Here is a 21,458-nt window from a genome sequence, read left to right on the forward strand (position 1 = left end):
AAGGAATGGGAGCGCTCTTATAAGACAGCCGGTACTCCTTTTTCCTACAACAGTAAAAGCAGTACCGGCTCCCTGATTTCTACAGATTTTCTAAAATCTTTTGATAGTCTGGCTGAAAACCAGGCATGGCCGTACCTTCCACCCTGAATATCTCCACATCCGTAAGTCCTATATACGCATCAAACACCGCCTTCACATGCGAAGCGATAAATTCGTAATTACCGGACCAGTCCTGCAAGCGCCCACCGGAGGCGATGGCCAGGTACACCTTCTTGCCATTCAGATGGCCCTCCCTGGCTCCTTTTTCATTATAGCTATAGGTGATCCCATAGCGGACTAACTGATCGATCCAGGCCTTTAATAAAGCCGACATGCCCAGGTTGTACATAGGCGTACCTAATATTAAAATATCGGCCTTACTCACATCACTGACAACACTATCGGCATATTTCAGTAATTGCCGCTCTTCTTCTTCCACAAATCGCGGATCTTTATAAAACGCTCCCACCAGGTTGCTGTGAAGAAATGGTGGTGTTTCCTTTGTCAGATCCCTTTCCACGACCACATCAATTTCCTGGTTCCCGATTAACTTATCTACTATCGCCGAACTTAAGCCCTTACTAAATGACTCACTTCCCCGGGCGCTGGAAATAATGTGCAAAGCTGTTTTCTTTGTCATAAAATCACTTGTTTACTATCATGACGATCGAAGAAGACATACGGGGACATTTTCCCCTAAAACAAAAAGAGGCTGCCTGAAGTCAGGCAACCTCTTATATCAAAACATGGTTCGTCTAATTAAAAGAATAGGTAAAGAAAGTGCCCGCAGGAAATTTCGTATGATTCTTATAGTTGGCGCTTAACGCAGCTTTACCACTGAAGTTAAACACACTGGTATTGTTTACCAGGTAATCCCAGCCATATGCTTTGATGGTGTTGAGGTAAACCTCGCCCGTCAGCGGATGTACAGCGATATTGTTGTACACAATATTGGCATTTTCCACCATTGATTTTGCATCTACCATAAACTCAGTAGTTCCCATGCTGAAAATATGACGATATATTTTAGTACCTGCCCCACTGAAATAAAGCGTATCGCCTTTTGCAGTAATACCGGGTGTGGCACCGAAACCAGCGCTCACACTACCCGTAGTGATGTCGTTGGCTTTTATCAGCGAATAATCCCTGTAATTGATCTTGGAGATCTTAGGAGTAGCACCGGTATTGGATATCCAGATATTGCCATCGTTGGATTTTACTACACCACTTACCGTAGCTTTGATATCCAGTGCATAACTGATGGTATCTTTATCAGGCTGCACCACGAATACCTTCGGACCAGCGGCAGCAAAAATTTTATTATCAGAAACGACCATCGTCAGTTTGGACGCACCTTTCGAACCTTTGACAAAAGTGAGTGCCTTGGTCAGGGTATTAAACCTGTATAAGCCACCGTTATCACGGATGATCACGTTTTCTTCGTTTAATACCGCCACGTGCGTAGGCCATTTCAGTACTGATAATTCATCGTTATAAGCGCCTTCTTTCTTGAGTGTTTCTGCATTGGCGACTACCAGCATACCATCATTTTCAAAAGAAGCACCTACCGCATTTTTTTTACCGTTCTGGGAGATGATGTAAATTTTGTTGTGATAGATAAATAAATCCTGCGCCACATTGCCGAGTTGGCTGCCATTTGCTTTAAAATAAGCGCTGTCGGTTACCACACCTTTAGGGCTGATAAAAGTCAGCGAGCCGTTTTCTGTGGTCATGTTGCCTTCATTTAAAACGAAAGTCCCGTATTTATATTTCCCATACACGGACACTTTCGTCTGGGAAGAAGCTCTTTTCTCATTTTTCAACGCGGCTACGGTTACCGTGTGTTCACCTAAATCGTTTGAAACAAACTTAAAGATGGAGTCTTTAATTGCTGCGTCCTTGCCATCAACAGACCATGTAAAAGTGCTACCGGCAGATGCCTTCACTTTAAAAAACAAGGTATCTTCCTGTGCTACGGCATTTTGAGACAGCACATTTACCAATTCTACTTCGGGTGTTTCCACCGGCTCAATGTTGTCGTTTTTTGAACAGGATACTGCCGCTACGGCGATGAACGCACCAAATGCTAAAACTCTCTTTTTCATAAATTTAATACTAATTGAATTTTCTCTAAACTGTATTTTACTATTTCAAAATTGTCAATTCCATTGTCTCGTTCCTATATTCATTCCGCAATACAGAAGAGTGGTAAGAAGACGGGACCGTTCCCGTCTTCTTCTTTATTTTATAGTGGCGATGTTGGTTCCCAACAAGTGCAGGTCTTCACCACGACCTACTTCGGTCGATGCTTCTCCTAACCAGCCATTTTCCTGGTCAATACCATTATAGACTTTTACGAAGTCGATGCCCGGCAGATTCACTTTATTGCCGTTTTTATCAATAGCCCAGTCGATATCAATACCGGAATTATCATGTGCGTTCGGATAGTTATCTACATATCCGTAACGGTATGCATACAGCACATAATAACTGCCTTGTCCGCTTTCTTCCAAACCGTTTTGTGCCAGGCGGATACCCTTATAAGTAATTTTATCCTCTTTCACCCATGCCGGATAGTAGCTTTGTGAATGATAGGTATTTTTGATTTTGTAGCCTTGTTGTCCCTGGTTATCTGTCCAGCGGATATAATTGCTGATGCTGATATGCCCCTGAGGTGTACCAGGCGTTTCTGTAGTGGGACGGTTATAAGTCATTTCGTAGTTACGGAAAGTGCGCACATCCACTTTATTGCTCACAGCGGCCGTATACCAAGGTTCGCCTTCTGCGGAGAAGTTGCCGCTGCCCTTTATTTCATACCATTCATCCTCGTCGGGTTTGCCGTTTTTATTTTTATCGTAGGCCACCATTACCACACCGGGTTCGCAGCTTCCACCGAAGGGCGCATTCGGACGGGGATTAGAGTTGGCGCCAAAGGCATTGCCGGAAATTCTGAAATCGCGTCTGCCGGATACATTCACAATGGTATGATCAAATCCTACCACTACATAACCTCCCCAACCACCTAACGTGATCAGGTTGGCGTCTTCTCCGATAAGCTCTTTCCCTGCTTTTGTTACCATTGTTTCGTAGGTATCACCAGCTACATATTTGGGCAGATCGTTTACAAACTGACCGGGAGCGGGCAGGTAATCGAATACTTTTGTGATATAGGGCGACTGTGCACGATCTGTTGACTTCACCGTAATCAGCAAGGTATCTACCAGGTCGCCGGAAGAAACTTTCACTTTGTAGCTTCCCCTGTCTACCGTGGTAAACATAGCGGTGAGCGCATTGCTGGCAGATAATCTGTATAGTTCAGACGGGGCCGACAATACTTCCCATTTCACATCCGTTTTATTGGCAAATTTTTGCGATGCTTCCAGTGTTAAGATAGTACTGGTAGTTGTTTGCCAGTTTACATACCTGCCGGTAGCAATCTGAAGTACTTTCTGGATAATATTTCCCCGGTTATACGCCATCACGATCAGGCTGTAATTTCCCGGAGTAGCAGGCGCCTGAAAACTATACTGCAGGGCATTTGCTACCCTTTGTCCATTCAGCACCCAAACAATGGAATCCACTTTGGTTGCAATGGTAGGTTTCAGCACCAGCGCTTCCTTTACCACTACATAATATTCCGTTTCCAGACCTGTGATAACAGGCGGAGCATCCGGGATTTCAGCATCCTCTTTTTTACAGCTGCTGATTAAAAATAAACCGCAGGCCAGATAAACGAGAAATTTAAATCGGTTATTCATTTTATCAAATTATTATTTACGCTATCATTAGTTGATGGCTGTGTTATAAGAAAGCCGGGCATTACATGGTTTACACCATTACAACGTTACCTGCACATTGTCCATACACACATAAGCCGGTGTATTGAGGCCATAGGTACCTGAATCATTACCCTCGAAGTTGAATTCTACGCGGGTAACCGTACCTAAAGCAGACAGGTCAAAGAACGTCCATGCTGTTACCGGGGCTACAACAGGCAGGTGATTGTTGTATCTGGCCAGGTACATCTCAATCGGGAGACCGCCATTGGTTGGTGTATTGCCATTAAAGCCATACGCCTGTAATTTCAGATATCCTTTTCCGTTAGCAACATCTTTGAGGGGTGTAGCCACACCGGATCCAAAGGTATTACCGTTCTGAATTACGCCATAAGTATAAGAGGAAAGACAAACATACGTGCCGTTCACCACGCCGCTACCGCTTGTAAAATCAATTTTAGGACGGGTAGCATAGCTGGAATTATAAAAGTCTACATAGCCAAACATCACGGCAAAATTGCTGCTACCGGAGTAGCCACCATTTTTTGAGCCACTTGTACCAGAATAAACGCTGGCCTGGTTGAGATAAGAGTACCACCAGTCGCCTGTTTTTCCAGGAATGTTGGCCTTATAGTTCCAGTCGGAAACAATAAATCCACCGTTCCAGTAATCTACCGGTGTACCGCTACCGGCGCCTTTGATACCAAACTTCAGATTGCTTGGGGTATGCACATAAGGGGCTATCTGTGTACCGGAATAGGCAGAATAAGCATTATCTGCATAAGAGGTTGGTCCCGCCATATAGCTACTTCCGATTCCCTCGAAGGTAATCGTATAAGTGGTAGATAACAGGGAAACGCCACCTGCTTTTGCAGTTTCAGCCGGCTTTGGGGCAACCGGTGTCAAATCATTTTGCTTCGAGCAGGAGGCTGCTACTACAACACAAAAGATAGCGACTGATAGGGTTTTACAAGAAAAGGACTTTTTCATAAGTCGTGATTTTTTTGGTTAGATATTAATTTGGGCAAGCCCGGCTTTCTTTAATTTTTGAGGGTTTTGTCTAAAATGCCACCTACGTGTAACATCCTTTTCTCGTCCATATTAAAATCTGTCATTACGCCGCCAGCATTAATAAAATCCTGTTGGAACGGGTAAACGGTTTTCACCACTTTCACGAAATCGATCCCCGGTAACTGAACGGGCTCTCCTTTCTTATTCACTGCCAGATCAATATCTACATTCAGTTTCTGAGAGAACGGAGCAGCACCGGTGAGGTTCTTGGTGATACGCTTTCCCTTACGTGTAAAGGAGGCTTTCCATCCTTCCATCATCGCCACTTTCTTCGAAGGAAGATCAATCATGTTTAACCCCGGGAAAAAGCCCCTGGTAGAGAAAACGCCGTCGAAGGTCATAGAGCTGCTGAAGGTTTTGTTAGTCACCACTTCTCCCGCTATCGGCGTTACCTGGTTATCTTTCCAGTTAAAGTAAGAGTATACTCTTCTGTCGTCTGTCGTGGTTTTATTGTAGGTAAATGTCATTTCATAGTCCGGCAGATCCTCTATTCCATAATCTTCGTTCTTGATTTCATACCACTCCTCTTCATCCGGTTTACCGTTCTTATTGCGGTCGTAGGCTACATATACTGCCGGCAGGTCGGCCCTTGAGTAAGTAGCTGTCAGCTCGATGTCTGGTTTGCCCGGAGCATTGGAAACGGTATGATCAAACTTAAATGTGGCAGAGCCGCCCCAGGAACCCAAAACAAGCGAACTGTAAGTATCGTCTTTTCTTAAAGCAGTGGCCTGGGTTAAAAATTCACTATAAGGAAGCGGGTGTTCATCCCCGAACTCCCAGGATTCTGCATCTCCTATAATAGACCAGTTATGATTTTTAGCGGGTGCAGGCGCATACTCCAGTACCATGTAGGCATTTTTCACATACTGCGCTGCCTTCACGGTAATATTGCGTGTGGCAGTGGCAGATTGTTTACCCGCTGTAGTGCGAAGTTTCAGTGCAAAAGTGCCGGACGCAGGTGAAATAAAGCTGAGGTCACGCTTCTTTCCTATAACAGAATCGCCGATAGACCATTCATATTCGTAATCGGTCCGGTTAGGGCCATCTATCGCAGGCTTGATTTCAATTACCTGGCCCATGGATACTGCCAGCGCATCTGCAATGGATACAGTAATCGCCTTCTCTACAAATATTTTGAAAGTCTGCTCATCTGCCCCTCCCTTATTATTTACCTTGAATGTAACATTGAAATTACCTGCTGTTGCCGCTTCAAAGGTATAGTTGACCTGGCCGGAAGCGGTTTCCTTTCCATTTACCAGCCATGTATAATCGTTTCCTTTCAGATTGGTGATGTTGGGGGCCAGCACTATTTTATCTCCCAGGCTGAGTACAATCGTATCTGTTCCCACACCGGAAATATTTGGGGCGTTGTATTGCTCTTTCTTACAGGCGTAAGCAAAGAAAACAACCACTGCCAGCAACTTCAGAAAAAAGGTTCTTTTCATATTTAATTTCAGTTTCCGCTACCCTTTTCCAGGTAGCATTTTATTTATGATTTTGGTAATAAGGCAAAATGAGCAGGTATATCACCCGTCCGGACACTCCATTTCTTCTTACCCTCTTTCGTAAAACAGTACAGTAGTCCGGGTGAAACATAGTTACCTGCATCTGTTACATAGATATCTTTGGTGACGGGATGCACCATAATTCCATAAGGGATTTCTATTTCTTTGTCGGTGCCATCTGTGATAAAAGACCGGCTTACAATTTCATGTGTACGTGTATTTACAATGCCATAGGTAATCACGTTGGAATAGGTAATATAACTCCACTCGGTACTGTATACATAGAGCGAATCTCCGTCGAGGTAATAATTGCTCACCGCAATAGGCAATGTATCGGTCACCTTCTGCTGAAGCTTATCAATAAAGTAAAGCCTGGAAGCGAGCTTTTTATAATCGCCCCTGGAGGTAACCCAAAGGTCCCCGCGCTTGTCTGCTTTGATGTGATGAAGATTATAAGCGACATCGATGCGTTTATCTTCTTTAAAAGTCGCAAGATCAATGACGGAAACCGTCCGTTCATACTTTTCGGTATTGCCCGCACCCATGTAGCCGCCGGAGTTGGCGACATAGATCTTGCCATTGGTGATTTCCAGGCCATCGGGCTGGTAGCCGACGATACATTTATCTACCATCGCCAATGTGGTGGTATCTATTTTGGCGACATATCCCTTCTGGGTATAATTAGGATTTACTTCAATGGGTCCTGCGTAAGAAGTGATATAGGCAAATCCTTTATCAAACTTTATATAGCGGCAGTTAGGGATCTGGATCTGCCCGATTCTCCGCGCCGTTCTGGCATCCATCACCTCCACTTTATTGGAAGCATTCACCACCGCATATAACCGGTTGCCATAAATAGCGATATCGTTTCCTACATCGCCCAATTCTTTAGGTACATTGGGGTTAATGGCCGCATAGATATTCCGTTGAAATTTACCGGAAGCATAGTCAAAATAATCCAGTGTGCTCTTATTGCTGCCCATGTTCCCTTCGTTCAGCAGGTAAAAACCGGCAAAGCCATTCTGTGCAGAAGAATCCAGGGAAGTATCTTCATTCATAAATACCTCTACATCCTTGCGACAGGAGGACACAACGAAAAGCAACAGTACTATGAAAAATAAAGCCGGTGTTCTCATAGCTCAACAGATAAGATGATTTTATAATTTCGTTTGGGCATCGGATAATTCAATACCACTTCATAATCCTGGTTAAACACATTATTCAGCTCTCCGGAAATCCGGAAACGGTATCTTTTGAACTGAATGTTTTTCGACGCAGATACATCGCTGGTGTACCAGGGCTGCTCATAGTTCTCCGGGATATTGGCCGAATTCTGGTAACGCTCTCCTACATAAATAAAACTATAATTCAGCCGCCACGATTGATATTGTATACTTGAAATAACGGAGCCGCTATGCCAGGGTATGTAAGGAATCTGCCCACCGTACGTGATCTTCTGCAACTCCTTGCTTTTCCGCTTTGTAAAATCCTGTGCTGTCTGATAAGTATAGGCTGTTCTTACATTTAATAAAACGCCCTTCGGGAGAGAAAATGCCAGGTCTGATACCACATCCACTCCCCTGATCTCTACCTCGCCAATGTTCATCATCATCCAGCGGTACATGCCGCTGCCTTTAGGTACAGCCACTATTTTATCGGTTACCTGGTTGAAGTAAAAATCAGATTGCAGCTGCCATTCGCTCAACAAGGCGCCTGCACGGCTTTTGCGGTAGGCAAAACCCAGGTTGTACTGGTGGGTATATTCCGGTTTCAGGCTGATATCGCCAATGTCGGTGTAATACAGGTCGTTGAAGGTGGGCATCCGGAAGATATTCTTATAAAAAGCCCGTATGTTAAAATCCGTTTGGGGAAAAGGTTTGTAAGAGAGAAAAACTGCCGGCGTTACTTCATTCTTGGAAGGTGCAGCGATGGCAGAATCTCCACTGGCTGCATTTCCACGGGTAACGCGTTCATCTACAAAAGTACCTAAGAGACTGGCCTGCATTTTCAGTTTACCTAATTCTGCCGCCCCTGCCAATGCTACCAGGGAAGTAAATCTTTTTGGTGATACAAACCCATCCAGGTTCGAGTTCAGGGTATTGTACTGAAAATCCGTCGACAAGTTGATATCTATCTTTTTCGTCACGCTATATTTGTTGGCCACCGAGCCATACCACTCCTGCTGACGAAAATTATTATCGATATGCATTAAAGTAGGATCGGGATTCAGATAGCGCATGTAGTCGTTCGCATACTTTGCATTCACCTGTATATCATACTTGGGGAGAACGTTTTTCTGAAGAGATCCCTGCAGGAAGAAATTCCGGTCCCATTGCCTTTGTGAGCGCATCCATACGTTGTTCACGATGGCGCCTGGTATGCCTCTTTCTGAATCATAGAAATAGGCCTTGGCATTCCATACGCCACGGTTAATATTTCCATAGATACCACTCTCCACTCTAAGTGCATTGATGTCTCCGTTCTGCCGTATGGCAGTGGTATCCCAGGCGATATCACCCGACTTATGATATACTCTTTTATATCGGAACGGATAACGGCCGGAAGATTTGATGAATTCACTGCTGATGGAGTAGTTTATATTTTCGGTGAGTTTACGTTCAAACAGTACAGAGGGATTTATTAAATCAAACGAACCCGTTTTAAAAACGCCTTTAAAATTGGTTGTTTTGGAAGAATCAAAAACGGGCTTCCTGCTCCGCAGATAAATGCTGCCAGAGGAGCCATAGTCCCTGGCTGGCTGGAAAATATCGCTTTTCTGTCCGTTGTATACGGCAATGGACTCAATATTATCCATGGAAAACTTTCCAAGATCGATCTGTCCGTTTTGTGCGTTGCCCAACTGGATGCCATCGTAAAACACACCCATATGGTTAGTGCCCATACTGCGCATGTCAACGGTTTTCAGGCCGCCAATGCCACCATAATCTTTTACCTGTACGCCCGCAAAATAGCGGATAGCATCAGCTACAGAAAAACTGTTCAGGCTTTTTAAGTTATCTCCAGAGAGTTTCTGTGAAGGAATAACTTCTTTATATACTGATGTGTAAATAGTAACACCCCGCAATGTCTTAACGCCTCCGGTATCCACACGTGTAGAGTCCCGGTAGGTTTGCTGTCCATACAGATGAGTGCCAATAAATGCTAAAAACGTTGATAGCAACGTCTTTAATACGTTTGACATATAGGTTAATAATTAAATTCGCCTGATAGCCTACCAGATGATATACGAAAACAAAAAGGTCCTGAAATTAAATTCAGTGCAAGTTGCATTCAAAGCCCCATCCTCGAAAGCTTTAAAAATTTATGTGCAGTGGCAGGTCTCCTGACTTATTCTCACTTTTGACGGCCTTCCCATTTTTATTCACTAAAAACAGTGGCAAGAGTAGATGTCAAAGTGTGTTGATAGAACTTACAGTAGCGGGTCTGCTCAGGATTTTCACCTGATTCCCTATTAATTTTAACATTGTGAAAGTTATGTTAAAAACCAAATGCGGCGTGAAAGTACAACAATTTCTTTGATAAAGATGAAAGAAGCTAAAATAATAAGGCTCAGGTCTCCTAGTAAAGATCGTGTATCCGTTAGCGGCAGGAAGGTTCGCATTGCCGGCGTTGATAAAAATTACAGATAGCTGCTTCCAGTACTGCAAAGATAAAAGGCGTATCCAGGTAAGCAGCCAGTAAGGCAAGATCCTGCGTCAGCTCTTTGCCTGTTGCTTTTGCGGGCGACTTCCCATAAAAAAACCAGCGGCAGGCTTTCTTGTAAACACTGCCATTTGACAGATAGGCCGCATCGGGTTGGATATCTGCGAGCCCTAACAGCCCTGCCCAAGTAAGAAAATGATACTGATGATAAGGAGCAATAACAAGACCTTCGCTGACATCACGCATCATGTACCGGAAAAGTGCATGAGGCGACTGTCCCGCATACATCACGGCATCTCCTATATTTTCTGCATAACCAATATGCCACCACCGGATAAAACGACCCAGCATTTCAGTGGCCCTGGCGGCCTCGTACCCGTCGAACAGTTCCTGTTTATGAAGACCTCCCAATCTCCCGGAGTGCATCAATAACGGCTGGTTGGCCGACATCCAGTCTTCAAACAACTCCGGCGCTGCTGATACTGCTTCCCAATTCCAATGTTTACTACTGTGAAGCCCGGTGTAAATAGCGGCGGTCAAACGCCAGCCGGTAGTGGCATGTTTTCCAAACCATGTAGCTAAAAAGGTTAGCCACCAGGCATCCATCTTATGGCCTTCCTGCTTTTGCCTGATCGCCAGTTTCAGCGGATCAAATACTTCCATGGAAGCAATGCTTCCGGTGCTTGCGGACTGTACCCACCCTGCATGCCACGAAAATGACCGCGCCATGCAGGATACAAAAAGTTGCCTGTCTTCATTTTTTTTAATACCGGGTATAGGTTTTACATGCCGGATAAACTCATCTAGTTGCTTTTCTATCATCGCAGCTGATGAGGTAACTGCTACGTACTTCATACAAGTTGACCGGGTTACTGAACGTTTGAATATATGCTACAGAATAATAGGTGATCGCAAAATAAAGAAAGCTTTTGTTATTTAAAACATTATTGTCCCTGTAAATCCAGGCGGTAATCTTTGTTAATAAATGCTGCCCCAAGTACTTTCTCCGGGATAATGACCACCATTAGACCCGTTTTGTCGGAATTCATCCCCCAAGTTGTCGTTTTTACCCCGGGCCTGATAGTAAAGTGAATTTTAGTTTTGTAGTGTCAACAACATTCAAGTTACCGTTACAAACAGCTATATGAAAAACGCTTTCAAAACATATCTTTTTCTCCAGTCAATATTATTCATAACTATCATTATGCTTACAGCATCTCCATCAAACGGACAATCCACCAACAGCGGCTACGCACCTGTTAATGGCATCAAGGTTTATTACGAAGTATATGGCGAAGGCAGGCCTGTCATTTTATTGCATGGTGCTTTCATGACGATTAACACCAACTGGGGCGAACTGATTCCTGAGTTATCAAAAAACAGGAAAGTCATTGCTATTGAATTACAGGGACATGGCCATACCCCATTTTCAGACAGAAAATTATCGCATGCTACCCTGGCCAGCGATGTAGCAGGAGTAATGGATTACCTGAAAATTGACAGTGCCGATGTAGTAGGATATAGCTTTGGTGGTGCGGTGGCTTACCAGTTTGCCATACAAAGCCCTGAACGGCTCAGGAAACTGGTCATCATTTCTGCTACCTATAAAAGTAATGGCTGGCTACCCGAAGTAACCAATGCGTTTAAATCCATGAAGCCTGAACTTTTTGCAAACACGCCCATGAAAGCGGCATACGATGCTGTGGCGCCTGATACAACAAAATGGATCCCTTTCTTGGAACAAATGATTGCATCCAATCATATCCCGTTCAATTTAGGTGAAACAAATATTGCAAAAATTACTGCCCCTGTATTACTGATCGCCGGAGACAATGATGGCCTCGATAAAATTGAACTGATAAAAACATATCAATTGCTGGGCGGCGCCATATGCGGCGACTTTGGCGCAATGCCCAAATCACAGCTGGCCGTTGTTCCTTCACAGGGACATGTTAGCCTGATGATGCAGACTAAAACAATACTGGGCTACCTGGATAGTTTTTTAAAGTAGCATTCACCCAAGAGCGAACCTTCCATCATAAAAAACGTTTCCTGTTTCTTAAACAATAAACTATCATCGTATGAGAAAAATAATTGTGTTATCCATGATTACATTAGATGGCGTAATGCAGGCGCCGGGCGGCCCGGAGGAAGACACCTCAGGAGGCTTCAAACATGGCGGCTGGACAGCCTCTTATGGCGACGAGATTTTTGGCAAAGCGATGCAGGAAGAACTTAAACCGGCCGCCTACCTGTTAGGCAGAAAAACATTTGATATTTTTGCGTCGTACTGGCCCCATCATGCCGACTTCTGGCCAGGTATCAATGATGGCGAAAAATATGTACTGTCGGAAACATTGGAAAAATCAGACTGGAAAAATACGGCTTTCCTCAAAAGCGCAGCAGCTATCGAAAAGCTCAAACATTCAGCAGGCGCCGATATCCAGGTATGGGGCAGCAGTAAGCTCATTCAATTGTTACTTCAACACGACCTGGTAGATGAACTCCGCCTCAAAATTTACCCATTGATTCTTGGTGAAGGGAAAAAGCTGTTCCAAAACGGGACAATTCCTGCCACCTTTACATTAACAGACAGCCTGGTAACATCCAAAGGCGTTATTCTGGCCAATTACAAGCGCGCAGGAGAGGTTGTAACCGGCACTGTTGGAGCATAACTCTTCCCCTGCTCATTTTTCTGTATATACAACATCAGGATGGCTCTTGAGAGCCATCCTTTACGTTTTAAGCCCCCCTTCCCTGTCTGTCATCAACGATCTGTCAATCGTTTTTATTAAAATAATTATCTTTATAGAAATAACAGGAAAGAGCAAGACACCCTTATGCCCACATCTTGCTCCATCCGTTGCCTGATTATTCACCTATACCAAGTACTTAAATGACGATCATTAACATCCCTAAAACAACAAAGTCAACACCACCTTATTTAGCCGGTTTGCTGTGCCTGATTCCCCTGATCGGCGGAATGGCAGGCTTCGTACTTTTAATCCTTGCCATTGTTAAATACAGAGATAAATGGCTGGCCATAATAGGCGCGGCCGGCATTCTTTTTACGGTAGGAATATATGGCTTTATGTTTTATTACATGAAGAATGGAGATTTGTCTAAACGTGGATTCGCAGAAATTTCACAAATGCAGTTAAACAACCTTGTTAAGAATATTGAATTTTATAAACTGCAACATGGCGAATACCCCGACAATCTGCAGGAACTGCTGGAAGATGATAAATTCGCGCCCATCCACGATGCTATTCAATCCGCTCAGTTCCGGGGAGCGGTCTTTTACAATTATGAAAGAATCGGCAGCCGTTATACCCTTTTTTCATCCGGACAAGATGGAAAACCACATACAAAGGATGATCTGTTTCCAAAGGTAGCCGTGAGCGATAGCAGTAAAATCGGGTTGATAAAAACGCAGTAGCTGTCGCTGTGAATAAAACTTAATCACCGTCCTCATTACTACCAGATCCGTCTTTTTACTATTTTTAACAGATGGACAAGAAAGCAAAAAATATTCTTTTCAAAACATACTGGAAAAATGGCTGGATAGATGTGCCGCAGGTAAGTACGGAAGACTTTACCTATGCCAGATCCAAGGGATTGATGTTCGATCCTCTGACCATTTCTCACGACGAATGCATAGCAGAAATATCCGGTTTGTTACCCGCCATTTCCACTGATAAAATTGTGAAAGCCTTTCTAAGCAGTCTTTCCAGCAGGCGACTGGACTGGCGGTCAGGCTTAGCCTCTTACTTTATTGCAAAGCAGTTAACTCCCCATAAGTTCCATAAAGCAGTAAGCGGACATAGCTATACCAATGGTGTTATCAGCCATACGAGCTATACCTGTGGCATTTGCCGCGATCTGAAATATGGCATCATCGGTGATGAGTTTTACCAGAATACCGATCTGAATGTCCTCAATTTCGAAAGAATTAAATGGGGCGGCGTACGTCATGGGCAACTGGACTACACTTTATTTGACCTGCAACAACTGCAGTCAGCAACCATCCCAGACCCCACCCCGGAAGACATCAGCATCTTTAAAAGTATTTTAAAGGTCATCGCGCATTCACAACCCAATGATTACCCCGGCGCATTGGAAAAAAATTTAGCGTCTGTCATCAAATCAACCAAAGCCGAACGAAAAATACTGATCGAAATACTGGCCTGTATTGATATCCTGAAACCAGGATCCTACGACAGGCCACTCAAAGGAAAAAACGACTGGCTATTCGTTGAATACTGGCGGGGGGAAGATAAATATAACCAGGAAGCACTGGACAGGTATTTTGCCGCTTATCTCTGATGCTCTTCTTAAAAGACCTTCCTGTCAATATCGGATAGTGTCACCGGTTGTTCCCTGTTATTTAAATACTTCCACCACTGACGGATCTCCCAGTGTTGTTACCACCGGACCATTGCTGCTGGTATTGGTAGCAGGGTCAAAGGTATAAATGCCTACGCCCGTGGCTGATGAAACAGAGAACAGAATTTTATTCTCAAAAGGCACTATGTACCCGGAGTAACCATTGGTATTCGGAATATCCATTTTTGTGATGGTCTTTGCCGCCAGATCCAGTTTGAATATACCATAAGAGCGGTCTGTCACATAATTAGGCGGATTACTTACCAGCGAAGGAATATTACCGGAAGCATATGCCTGCCCGTTTCCACCATAGCAGAGATGATGAAAATAATTTACCTGTGCAGACAACCCTTTTATGGTTGCTTTTGATATAGGGAAAAAGTAGCCCGGATCAAAAGTACTGGCGCCTTTGCGGATACGCAGTATGCCTGATTCTTGTCCCGGCACAAATCCGTAAGAAGCGACACAGTTCACATACAAATCTCCCTGTTCATCAAAAAACAGCGAACGCGGTGCATCAATAGTACCCGCCCAGGTAGTTCTGGCGTCCGTGGTGCTCGTAATTTTATTGCCCTGTTTTAGATCAACAATCAGCACCTGCGCCGGATTCACACTGGTGTAACCGTTAACAGTCTGGGTAACGGCCACAAACAACCTGCCATCCTGGTAAACGATATTACCCGGATTCGGCGTACTTCCCGAAACAGCAAATGTCTTCACATCGATGGTGCCGGTTTGTGCCATGGTGGTTGGATTAAATTTCACAATAACACCGGTATTATACAACGTGCAATATGCGCTGGTATCGCTTTCGAAAGCAATACCGGTAGGCTGGGAAGCGGCCGGCATGGTCAGGCTACCACTCTCCGCCAGCACCCCGTTGCCTGCACGTGTATACTTTTTCAATATATCGGCGCCACGGTTGGGTACTACAAACACATCGTCGTTGTGCGTGTAAATAAATGGCGTAAAGGAAGAAGGTCTGGCCTTATTGTTATTGTAAACGCCCACGCTCAGGTCTTTCATCGTTCCCACATAAGATACCTGCGAGGTACCATTGCTGATACTGGTCACCACCACCAGTTTATCTTTATCCGGTGCAGACGTATTGTTTTTCGGATCTTTTGAGCAGGCGCCCAGTATCATGAAGGCAGGCAGTATCGCCCATCTGTTTAATTGCATTGATTTCATATACAATAGTTAAGAATTGATGTTATTGATTTTTACCAAACAGCAGGTAGCGGAACCGCAACCGCCAGGTGCGGCCGGGCAAAGGATTGTTATAATTATTGATAACAATGGCATCTGCCAGGTTATGGACTTCTGCTGTAATGGTATACCGGTTACGCCTGAACGATTGCTCCCAGGCCAGGTTATGTGTATGATAACCCGGAATACGCAGGTTCTCATAGCTGCTCACCGCAAAGCCATAATCGTATTGATGTACATAGGAACCTTCATAGATAACACGGGTACGGCTATGGGAAAATGGCCATCCATCGTGATGATACTCCACGCTCCAGTTGGTGAAGAAGGATGGAATATTGGGCAATTGCAGCTGATAGGTTGGATTGGCCACATGATTACTGCCCGGTAAATAACGCATGGCATCCGTGAGCCGCTGCCAGGTGGCATTTCCCGAAACATAAAAATCACGGGAGATATCATATTTCACTTCCGCATCCACTCCCTTGATTCGCGCCTGCTGATAGTTGACGTATCCGAGCGACAACCCATTACCGGCCAATTGTATCAGGTTGCTGACGTCCATATAAAAAACGTTGGACTCCAGCTGCAGGCGGCGTTGATCACTCAGTTTCCCGTCGTAAAATATGCCGGCGGTTACGTTATGCGCCAGTTCCGGGTGCAGCGTAATGGCAGGTGTTATCAGGGCGCCATCTCCAAAGAGTTCCGTCGGCTGTGGCATTCGCAACGCCTTTTCATAACTCGCCTTTACCAGTAATGCAGGCGTGAAATTGTAACGGATCCCCAGATTGTAGCCAACATCCTGTTGCACATTGGATACTTTATCCGGCTCTCCTATCACGTATATATTGGTATTGTAACCACTCACCTGGTAATAGTAGTGTTTCAGCGATGCCGACATCAGCAGCTTGCCTTCCAATACAGCGCCTTCCAAAGCCAGCCCCGTTACACTGTTGAAAAGATCGCCCGGGTAGTTGTACATATTTTTGCCGGCATAGGCGTTACCAAGACTATCATCCGGATTAAAACCAGCCTTGCGGATGGTATTGTTCAGGTTCAGCGACCAGGCGGTAGCTAGTTTATAGTTCAGGTTTAAACGGTGCCGTAGTTCCTGCTGCCGGTTGCTGCTCAGGTTAGGACCTGTTCCGATTTCTCCTTTACCCAGGATACTCGGATAACGGCTTCCATCCCAGTTGTACATCCAGGAGGACGTATCCGTAAGATGCGTTGTAAAGCTGCCCAGGATAAGGCTGTACCGGACATCCAGCCGCCCGTGCCATAATCCTTCCTTCCGGGCATTCAATGCCAGGATCCGGGAGTCTGCGCTGTTTTTTGCCTGTTGAATATTCCGCTGTATTCCCTGGATCTGCTTATCGTTGCGAAGGTATACGCCCTCCAGTTCTATTTCATCGAACCAGAGTTTGTGAAAGCGCAGACTGGTGCCTGCCATCAGCGATTGGTAGGCATCATGGTCTCTTTTAATACGGAGTCCGGGCTGATACGGTGACTCCATCGTATAGTCGTTTTCGGTAGCTGTATAGAACAGGCCGGCGCCCAATTCCATACCGGCACGCTCAAAGGTCTTCTTTCCCAGCAGCGACAAAATAGTAGTATGATTGGACTCCCGGGTTACACTGGCATCCAGGTAACTGATGTCCCGGTGTTTGATCACAATGTTCACCGCACCCCCAAGCCCATCTCCCCCCAACCATGCCGGAACCGTTCCTTTGTATATTTCTATCCGCTCAATCAGCTGCAACGGAATATCATTGATGCTCAGGCTGCCGTCTGGTGTGTTCAACGGGTTACCTTCGATGAAGATCTGCACCCGCTTACCTTCCAGACCACGTATGGAAATACGCGCTTCGCTTCCCAGTCCGCCGGTTTGCCTGATTTGTACCCCTGCCTGCCTGGCAAGCATTTCATTCAGGTTGCTGGCCCTGTTCTCTATCTCTTTTCCCGATAAAATAGTTACCGGTACCACACTTTTCTTCAATGCAGCCGCCTCAGATTTTGTACGGTTGTTGCCGGTGATATTCACCTCCCGCAGTTTCCTCGGACTCCCGGTCGTGTCCCGGGGCTGTTCCCGCGTGTGCTGTTTCTCCTGCGCTACCGCCATTACCGGCCAGCAAAGCGCCATCAACAGGCATCTCCATTTCTGCTTCATAAAACGATCTATATATTAGGCAAGGATAAAGCCGACAACAAATGCCATAAAATTTTGAAACAATGTTGCATTTATTAGCTATTTTAGCGCAAAAGTAACGCAGACATCTCTGGCGGGCTTGACTGAAACGGAGTAATAATTGACTGAAAAGGATTTATCTATGCGAGGAACCATCCAGGCAGACATATCCGGCCAACTATCGGAATCATACGATTCCAATATCTTATTTGCAGATCCCCTGGATATTACCGGGGAAACGGCGTCATTCGATTTCGGCGCAATAAAGGGTATCAGAAAGGGATATTATTTTGATGGAGGCGCCATCTTTCATATACAGGCATCGGCGGTAGCAGACTATCGCATGCATGCGGTACATGATGCACTGGTAAAGCTTCATTTCTGTATCAAAGGAGGAAGGAAATCAGGCATACCTGTTTCCAACAGGCATTTTTACGTCCCTGCCCAACATCACAACATTTACTATTTTACCGCCGGAGAAGGATACATCGATTTCAAAGCAGGGCAATCCATGGAGTTTATTGATATCTGCCTGGATGCTGATTATGTAGAAAGATTGTGCGCTATCCACCAGCATGCTTTTTCCGCTTTGCTGGAAGCCTTACGCTCGCAACAATTCTATCAGCTGAACACCACGCCTATGCTCATTACGCCCGGTATCAGTCAGCAACTGACACAAATACTGCACTGTAATACATCCAGGCAACTGAAACGGGCCATCTTTGATAATAAAATGGCCGGCCTGATGCTACTGCAACTGGAGCAGGCCCAGGTAAAAAAACACCTGCCCTCCTTTACTACTGCGGAAGATCTCGAAAAGCTGGAAGCAGCCAGGAACCTGCTGATCTTGCATCACCATGCACCTCCTTCCCTGCAGCAACTGGCCAGGAAAGTAGGTATCAACGATAACAAACTGAAAAAAGGATTCCGGGAAGTGTATCATAACACCGTAATGGGTTATCTGACCGACTATAAAATGGGCCTGGCGCTTGAGATGTTGTCTTCCGGAGAACATAGCATTTCAGATGTATGCTATCAGCTGGGATATAAATCAGTCGCGCATTTCTCAAGGCTGTTTAAAAAGAAATGTAACATGAACCCCAGCCAGGTAAAAAGGCAATAAGGTAAAAAGAGCCGGCCCTCCTGCGAAGACCGGCCCTTTGGATCTGAGCTTTTTAAACGGAGCTGCTGTTACGATGCGACTGGTTCACCGGTTCCCCCCAGCGTGTATGCTGGTGATCTTCCGGATGTACATCCGGACAGAATTCAGACGGCAGGCGTATCTTATTGGCGATATTACAGCCGCAGAGGTCACATACCTTTTTACCGGTGCGATATCCTGGTTTGTCTTTCCCCTGCGCGGATGGTACGATCTGCTGAAGCGTGCCTTTCGGATCGCGGAGATGATGGCAGCTGAGGCAGGCGTCTTCACGCTGCTCCAGTACATCTGCATTTACAATCGCGAAACCGGTTTTACCCCAGCGCAGTAATGCCGTAGCTGCTTTCCTGATGAGGGTAGCGTGAGAAAATTCCTGTGTGCCCTGTCTCCCTGGTTTGTTCAGCAAGGTTTCCAGCATCTGCGGATTCTCCTTGCTTAGCAACAGGTTACGGGCATAGCTTTCATTTCCAACAGCCGCTTTCAGCACTTCTTCAGAAACCGGCCCTTCCAGGCCAAGGATCTCCGCCAGCTGGCTCCGTTGTTCCATGAGCATATTATCCATAACATTCCTGTTTACTGACCAATGAATTTGATGGAATTCTTCTTTGGATCCATGCCTTCTCCCTTACTTCCTTTTACACCTGAAACCACAACGGTATACTCCACTCCTGCTTTGAAATCTGCCACGATCTGTACAGATCTTTCATTGTTTACCGGCACATTCACAGCGCTGATGGTAACAGCAGGTGTAATCGCATAATTGGCTGGTGGCAATGCCGTGACTTCATCCAGACCATCACTGAAGTAGAGTCTCACAAATGGCGACTTATCCACGAGGATACCTACCTGTTCACCAATGAGCTGCAGCAGCTTAACCGGCAACTCTGCACATGGAGGAAGATTACCGCCCAGTCTTGCATAAGTCATGGTGGTCAACCTGCATTCAATAGAAGGATCTTCCTGTGGATGAGCCGGATCACCTTTCTGATTTTCCGGTGAAATATAGCCCCAGAACTGTTCCATCTGTGTGATCGCCTTACCATTGATAGAATAAGCGTTGAAATGCCAGACGGTAGGCATTACCAGCCCTACTCCGTAATAGTCCGCCTGGATGGTTGGCAGCGGACGTGGCCCCTGATATACAGATGGTGGCAACACCACGAAATGTGCTACGCAATGCGCCAGAATAAAGGCCAGTCCTTCGATATACAAGCCCTGCAATCTTACCAGGCCTCCTGAAATCACCACCGTTTTCACGCCGTAAGATTCAAACGAATAGGCATTCGGTGTCAGGTTTTCCCAGTCCAGGTAAAAGTTGTAATCCGGGTAAAAGGCTTTATACAACTGGAAGAGATATTTGACGCTGTCGATACCGGTTTTATTACCATAAGGACGGAAATGCGCTTCCGGGTTGCCTACAATATCTATCGCCTGTTTATTGGTGATGAAGGATTGCGCATCCGCAGGGATATAGGCAGGAGTTTCATTAAACAGTTTGAAGTGTTTAGGCAGATGATCCTTATTCCCTTTTGCATTTTTATGCGTATAAACACCCGTTCTGAGCATCATCGATTTGTTGGCCTTTTCGTATTCTTTTGAGCCAATCACCGGACCGGCTTCAAAACCCTTGCCCAGTGCCACCGGATCCAGCTGAACAGAGAAATCTGCTACTACAAAACTACCGGCGCTGATAAGGTGACCATTGAGATCGCCGGTGAAAGGAGCGCCCGCAGTAATGTGATGAACGCCACCATACCAGTTACCGATCTTGATACTCATGATAGCCACGGCATCTCCGGATACCGTTACCAGCTCATCTCCCGGCTTTAAGGTATTGGCCTGTTTCAGTACGCCTGCCGGTGTCATGAACAGCTGATCTTCTGTGGAGATGATTCCCAGATCATCATGGCAATAGATGAATACCATGGTGGAAGCAATACCGCTTTTAGGATCAGAAGGCGGCGTTCCCTGGCTGAAAGTAACAGCGGCGGGCGTCCAGGAAAAAGATAGCTTTCCTCCTTTACTGGTAACGGCGCCACCCATCACTTCTTCACCAACGATAATTTTCTCGATGGCCTTCAGCCCGGAAGGAATAGCGATCGGTGTGCCATAAGCCAGGCAGGAACAACAGCAGTAACAGGGACGGGAGTCCATGTCGGGATGTACCCGCAGGTACTTCGCAAGTTCCGACACTGTCGCAAATACTTTCTCCTCACATTTCACCGCATTGTACTCGTTCTCACGGCACTTCGTCACATTATAAGCCTCGCTGTATTGAAAAGGCTCATAGTAAATACCTTCTTTGGCGCAGAAGGCATGAATAGCGCCACTTTCCTGTGCATCCAGGCAGTGGTAGGAAGACGCCGTGCCGAGGTCGTTGGGGCATGGTCCCAGGTTCTGGGATTTCAGGGAATTGTAGCATGTAGTAGGATCGTAACCCATAATCTTTAATGTTTATTTTGAGGGTG

General features: G+C 45.5%; 17 protein-coding genes and 1 riboswitch. Of the genes, 5 read left to right on the forward strand and 12 right to left on the reverse strand.

Annotation, left to right across the window (positions count from 1 at the left end):
- Positions 1-79 precede the first annotated feature (79 nt).
- The 8 genes from BMW79_RS25245 to BMW79_RS25280 all read right to left on the reverse strand — a co-directional run bounded on the left by BMW79_RS25245 (position 80) and on the right by BMW79_RS25280 (position 10,909).
- Positions 80-679, reverse strand: coding sequence for an FMN-dependent NADH-azoreductase (locus tag BMW79_RS25245; RefSeq protein WP_089899603.1), 600 nt, complete (start codon positions 677-679; stop codon positions 80-82).
- A 115-nt stretch (positions 680-794) separates the two neighbouring features.
- Positions 795-2,144, reverse strand: a complete 1,350-nt coding sequence (locus BMW79_RS25250; RefSeq protein WP_089899606.1) for a DUF5074 domain-containing protein — start codon at positions 2,142-2,144, stop codon at positions 795-797.
- 135 nt (positions 2,145-2,279) lie between these two features.
- Positions 2,280-3,797 carry a hypothetical protein gene (locus BMW79_RS25255; RefSeq protein ID WP_089899608.1) on the reverse strand — a complete coding sequence of 506 codons (1,518 nt, stop codon included), beginning with the start codon at positions 3,795-3,797 and terminating at the stop codon, positions 2,280-2,282.
- Positions 3,798-3,875: 78 nt separating this feature from the next.
- Complete coding sequence (locus tag BMW79_RS25260; protein WP_089899611.1) at positions 3,876-4,805, reverse strand: DUF4465 domain-containing protein; 930 nt, start codon at positions 4,803-4,805, stop codon at positions 3,876-3,878.
- A 50-nt stretch (positions 4,806-4,855) separates the two neighbouring features.
- A complete protein-coding gene (locus BMW79_RS25265) occupies positions 4,856-6,331 on the reverse strand; it encodes a PKD-like domain-containing protein (RefSeq protein WP_089899614.1) in 1,476 nt (491 codons plus the stop codon).
- 44 nt (positions 6,332-6,375) lie between these two features.
- On the reverse strand, positions 6,376-7,527 hold the full coding sequence (locus tag BMW79_RS25270) for a YncE family protein (protein WP_089899617.1): 1,152 nt from the start codon (positions 7,525-7,527) through the stop codon (positions 6,376-6,378).
- Positions 7,524-9,593 (reverse strand): TonB-dependent receptor, encoded by a 2,070-nt coding sequence (locus BMW79_RS25275; protein WP_089899620.1) that lies wholly within the window; start codon positions 9,591-9,593, stop codon positions 7,524-7,526. The genes BMW79_RS25270 and BMW79_RS25275 overlap by 4 nt, the downstream gene beginning before the upstream one ends.
- Positions 9,594-9,707: 114 nt before the next feature.
- Positions 9,708-9,917, reverse strand: a riboswitch (cobalamin riboswitch).
- Between the two features lie 74 nt (positions 9,918-9,991).
- A complete protein-coding gene (locus BMW79_RS25280; protein ID WP_089899622.1) occupies positions 9,992-10,909 on the reverse strand; it encodes an alpha-glutamyl/putrescinyl thymine pyrophosphorylase clade 3 protein in 918 nt (305 codons plus the stop codon).
- Positions 10,910-11,258: 349 nt separating this feature from the next.
- Here BMW79_RS25280 and BMW79_RS25285 point away from each other — a divergent pair, with 349 nt between their 5' ends.
- The 4 genes from BMW79_RS25285 to BMW79_RS25300 all read left to right on the forward strand — a co-directional run bounded on the left by BMW79_RS25285 (position 11,259) and on the right by BMW79_RS25300 (position 14,380).
- Positions 11,259-12,065 carry an alpha/beta fold hydrolase gene (locus BMW79_RS25285; protein WP_089904237.1) on the forward strand — a complete coding sequence of 269 codons (807 nt, stop codon included), beginning with the start codon at positions 11,259-11,261 and terminating at the stop codon, positions 12,063-12,065.
- 70 nt (positions 12,066-12,135) lie between these two features.
- Positions 12,136-12,729 (forward strand): dihydrofolate reductase family protein, encoded by a 594-nt coding sequence (locus BMW79_RS25290; protein WP_089899625.1) that lies wholly within the window; start codon positions 12,136-12,138, stop codon positions 12,727-12,729.
- A 221-nt stretch (positions 12,730-12,950) separates the two neighbouring features.
- Complete coding sequence (locus BMW79_RS25295; RefSeq protein WP_089899628.1) at positions 12,951-13,493, forward strand: type II secretion system protein GspG; 543 nt, start codon at positions 12,951-12,953, stop codon at positions 13,491-13,493.
- Positions 13,494-13,564: 71 nt separating this feature from the next.
- Positions 13,565-14,380, forward strand: coding sequence for a hypothetical protein (locus tag BMW79_RS25300; RefSeq protein WP_089899631.1), 816 nt, complete (start codon positions 13,565-13,567; stop codon positions 14,378-14,380).
- Positions 14,381-14,437: 57 nt separating this feature from the next.
- On the opposite strand, the gene BMW79_RS25305 is transcribed toward BMW79_RS25300, so the two are convergent.
- A complete protein-coding gene (locus BMW79_RS25305) occupies positions 14,438-15,631 on the reverse strand; it encodes an NHL repeat-containing protein (RefSeq protein WP_089899634.1) in 1,194 nt (397 codons plus the stop codon).
- A 22-nt stretch (positions 15,632-15,653) separates the two neighbouring features.
- Positions 15,654-17,813, reverse strand: coding sequence for a TonB-dependent receptor plug domain-containing protein (locus BMW79_RS25310; protein WP_089899637.1), 2,160 nt, complete (start codon positions 17,811-17,813; stop codon positions 15,654-15,656).
- Between the two features lie 160 nt (positions 17,814-17,973).
- On the opposite strand from BMW79_RS25310, the gene BMW79_RS25315 reads away from it, so the two are divergent.
- The gene (locus tag BMW79_RS25315) at positions 17,974-18,954 is read left to right on the forward strand and encodes an AraC family transcriptional regulator (protein WP_089899640.1); all 981 of its coding nucleotides are present in this window, start codon (positions 17,974-17,976) and stop codon (positions 18,952-18,954) included.
- A 52-nt stretch (positions 18,955-19,006) separates the two neighbouring features.
- Here BMW79_RS25315 and BMW79_RS25320 read toward each other — a convergent pair whose 3' ends face one another.
- A complete protein-coding gene (locus BMW79_RS25320) occupies positions 19,007-19,552 on the reverse strand; it encodes a hypothetical protein (RefSeq protein ID WP_089899643.1) in 546 nt (181 codons plus the stop codon).
- Positions 19,553-19,563: 11 nt separating this feature from the next.
- Positions 19,564-21,432, reverse strand: coding sequence for a hypothetical protein (locus tag BMW79_RS25325; RefSeq protein ID WP_089899646.1), 1,869 nt, complete (start codon positions 21,430-21,432; stop codon positions 19,564-19,566).
- Positions 21,433-21,458: the final 26 nt, after the last annotated feature.

The organism is Chitinophaga arvensicola, from assembly GCF_900110835.1.
Lineage (GTDB): Bacteria > Bacteroidota > Bacteroidia > Chitinophagales > Chitinophagaceae > Chitinophaga > Chitinophaga arvensicola.

What these genes read in the sequence shown, in the direction of transcription:
- BMW79_RS25245 (WP_089899603.1), bottom strand. Translation starts at nt 679, where the DNA reads ATGACAAAGAAAACAGCTTTGCACATTATTTCCAGCGCCCGGGGAAGT.
- BMW79_RS25250 (WP_089899606.1), bottom strand. Translation starts at nt 2,144, where the DNA reads ATGAAAAAGAGAGTTTTAGCATTTGGTGCGTTCATCGCCGTAGCGGCA.
- BMW79_RS25255 (WP_089899608.1), bottom strand. Translation starts at nt 3,797, where the DNA reads ATGAATAACCGATTTAAATTTCTCGTTTATCTGGCCTGCGGTTTATTT.
- BMW79_RS25260 (WP_089899611.1), bottom strand. Translation starts at nt 4,805, where the DNA reads ATGAAAAAGTCCTTTTCTTGTAAAACCCTATCAGTCGCTATCTTTTGT.
- BMW79_RS25265 (WP_089899614.1), bottom strand. Translation starts at nt 6,331, where the DNA reads ATGAAAAGAACCTTTTTTCTGAAGTTGCTGGCAGTGGTTGTTTTCTTT.
- BMW79_RS25270 (WP_089899617.1), bottom strand. Translation starts at nt 7,527, where the DNA reads ATGAGAACACCGGCTTTATTTTTCATAGTACTGTTGCTTTTCGTTGTG.
- BMW79_RS25275 (WP_089899620.1), bottom strand. Translation starts at nt 9,593, where the DNA reads ATGTCAAACGTATTAAAGACGTTGCTATCAACGTTTTTAGCATTTATT.
- BMW79_RS25280 (WP_089899622.1), bottom strand. Translation starts at nt 10,909, where the DNA reads ATGAAGTACGTAGCAGTTACCTCATCAGCTGCGATGATAGAAAAGCAA.
- BMW79_RS25285 (WP_089904237.1), top strand. Translation starts at nt 11,259, where the DNA reads ATGCTTACAGCATCTCCATCAAACGGACAATCCACCAACAGCGGCTAC.
- BMW79_RS25290 (WP_089899625.1), top strand. Translation starts at nt 12,136, where the DNA reads ATGAGAAAAATAATTGTGTTATCCATGATTACATTAGATGGCGTAATG.
- BMW79_RS25295 (WP_089899628.1), top strand. Translation starts at nt 12,951, where the DNA reads ATGACGATCATTAACATCCCTAAAACAACAAAGTCAACACCACCTTAT.
- BMW79_RS25300 (WP_089899631.1), top strand. Translation starts at nt 13,565, where the DNA reads ATGGACAAGAAAGCAAAAAATATTCTTTTCAAAACATACTGGAAAAAT.
- BMW79_RS25305 (WP_089899634.1), bottom strand. Translation starts at nt 15,631, where the DNA reads ATGAAATCAATGCAATTAAACAGATGGGCGATACTGCCTGCCTTCATG.
- BMW79_RS25310 (WP_089899637.1), bottom strand. Translation starts at nt 17,813, where the DNA reads ATGAAGCAGAAATGGAGATGCCTGTTGATGGCGCTTTGCTGGCCGGTA.
- BMW79_RS25315 (WP_089899640.1), top strand. Translation starts at nt 17,974, where the DNA reads ATGCGAGGAACCATCCAGGCAGACATATCCGGCCAACTATCGGAATCA.
- BMW79_RS25320 (WP_089899643.1), bottom strand. Translation starts at nt 19,552, where the DNA reads ATGGATAATATGCTCATGGAACAACGGAGCCAGCTGGCGGAGATCCTT.
- BMW79_RS25325 (WP_089899646.1), bottom strand. Translation starts at nt 21,432, where the DNA reads ATGGGTTACGATCCTACTACATGCTACAATTCCCTGAAATCCCAGAAC.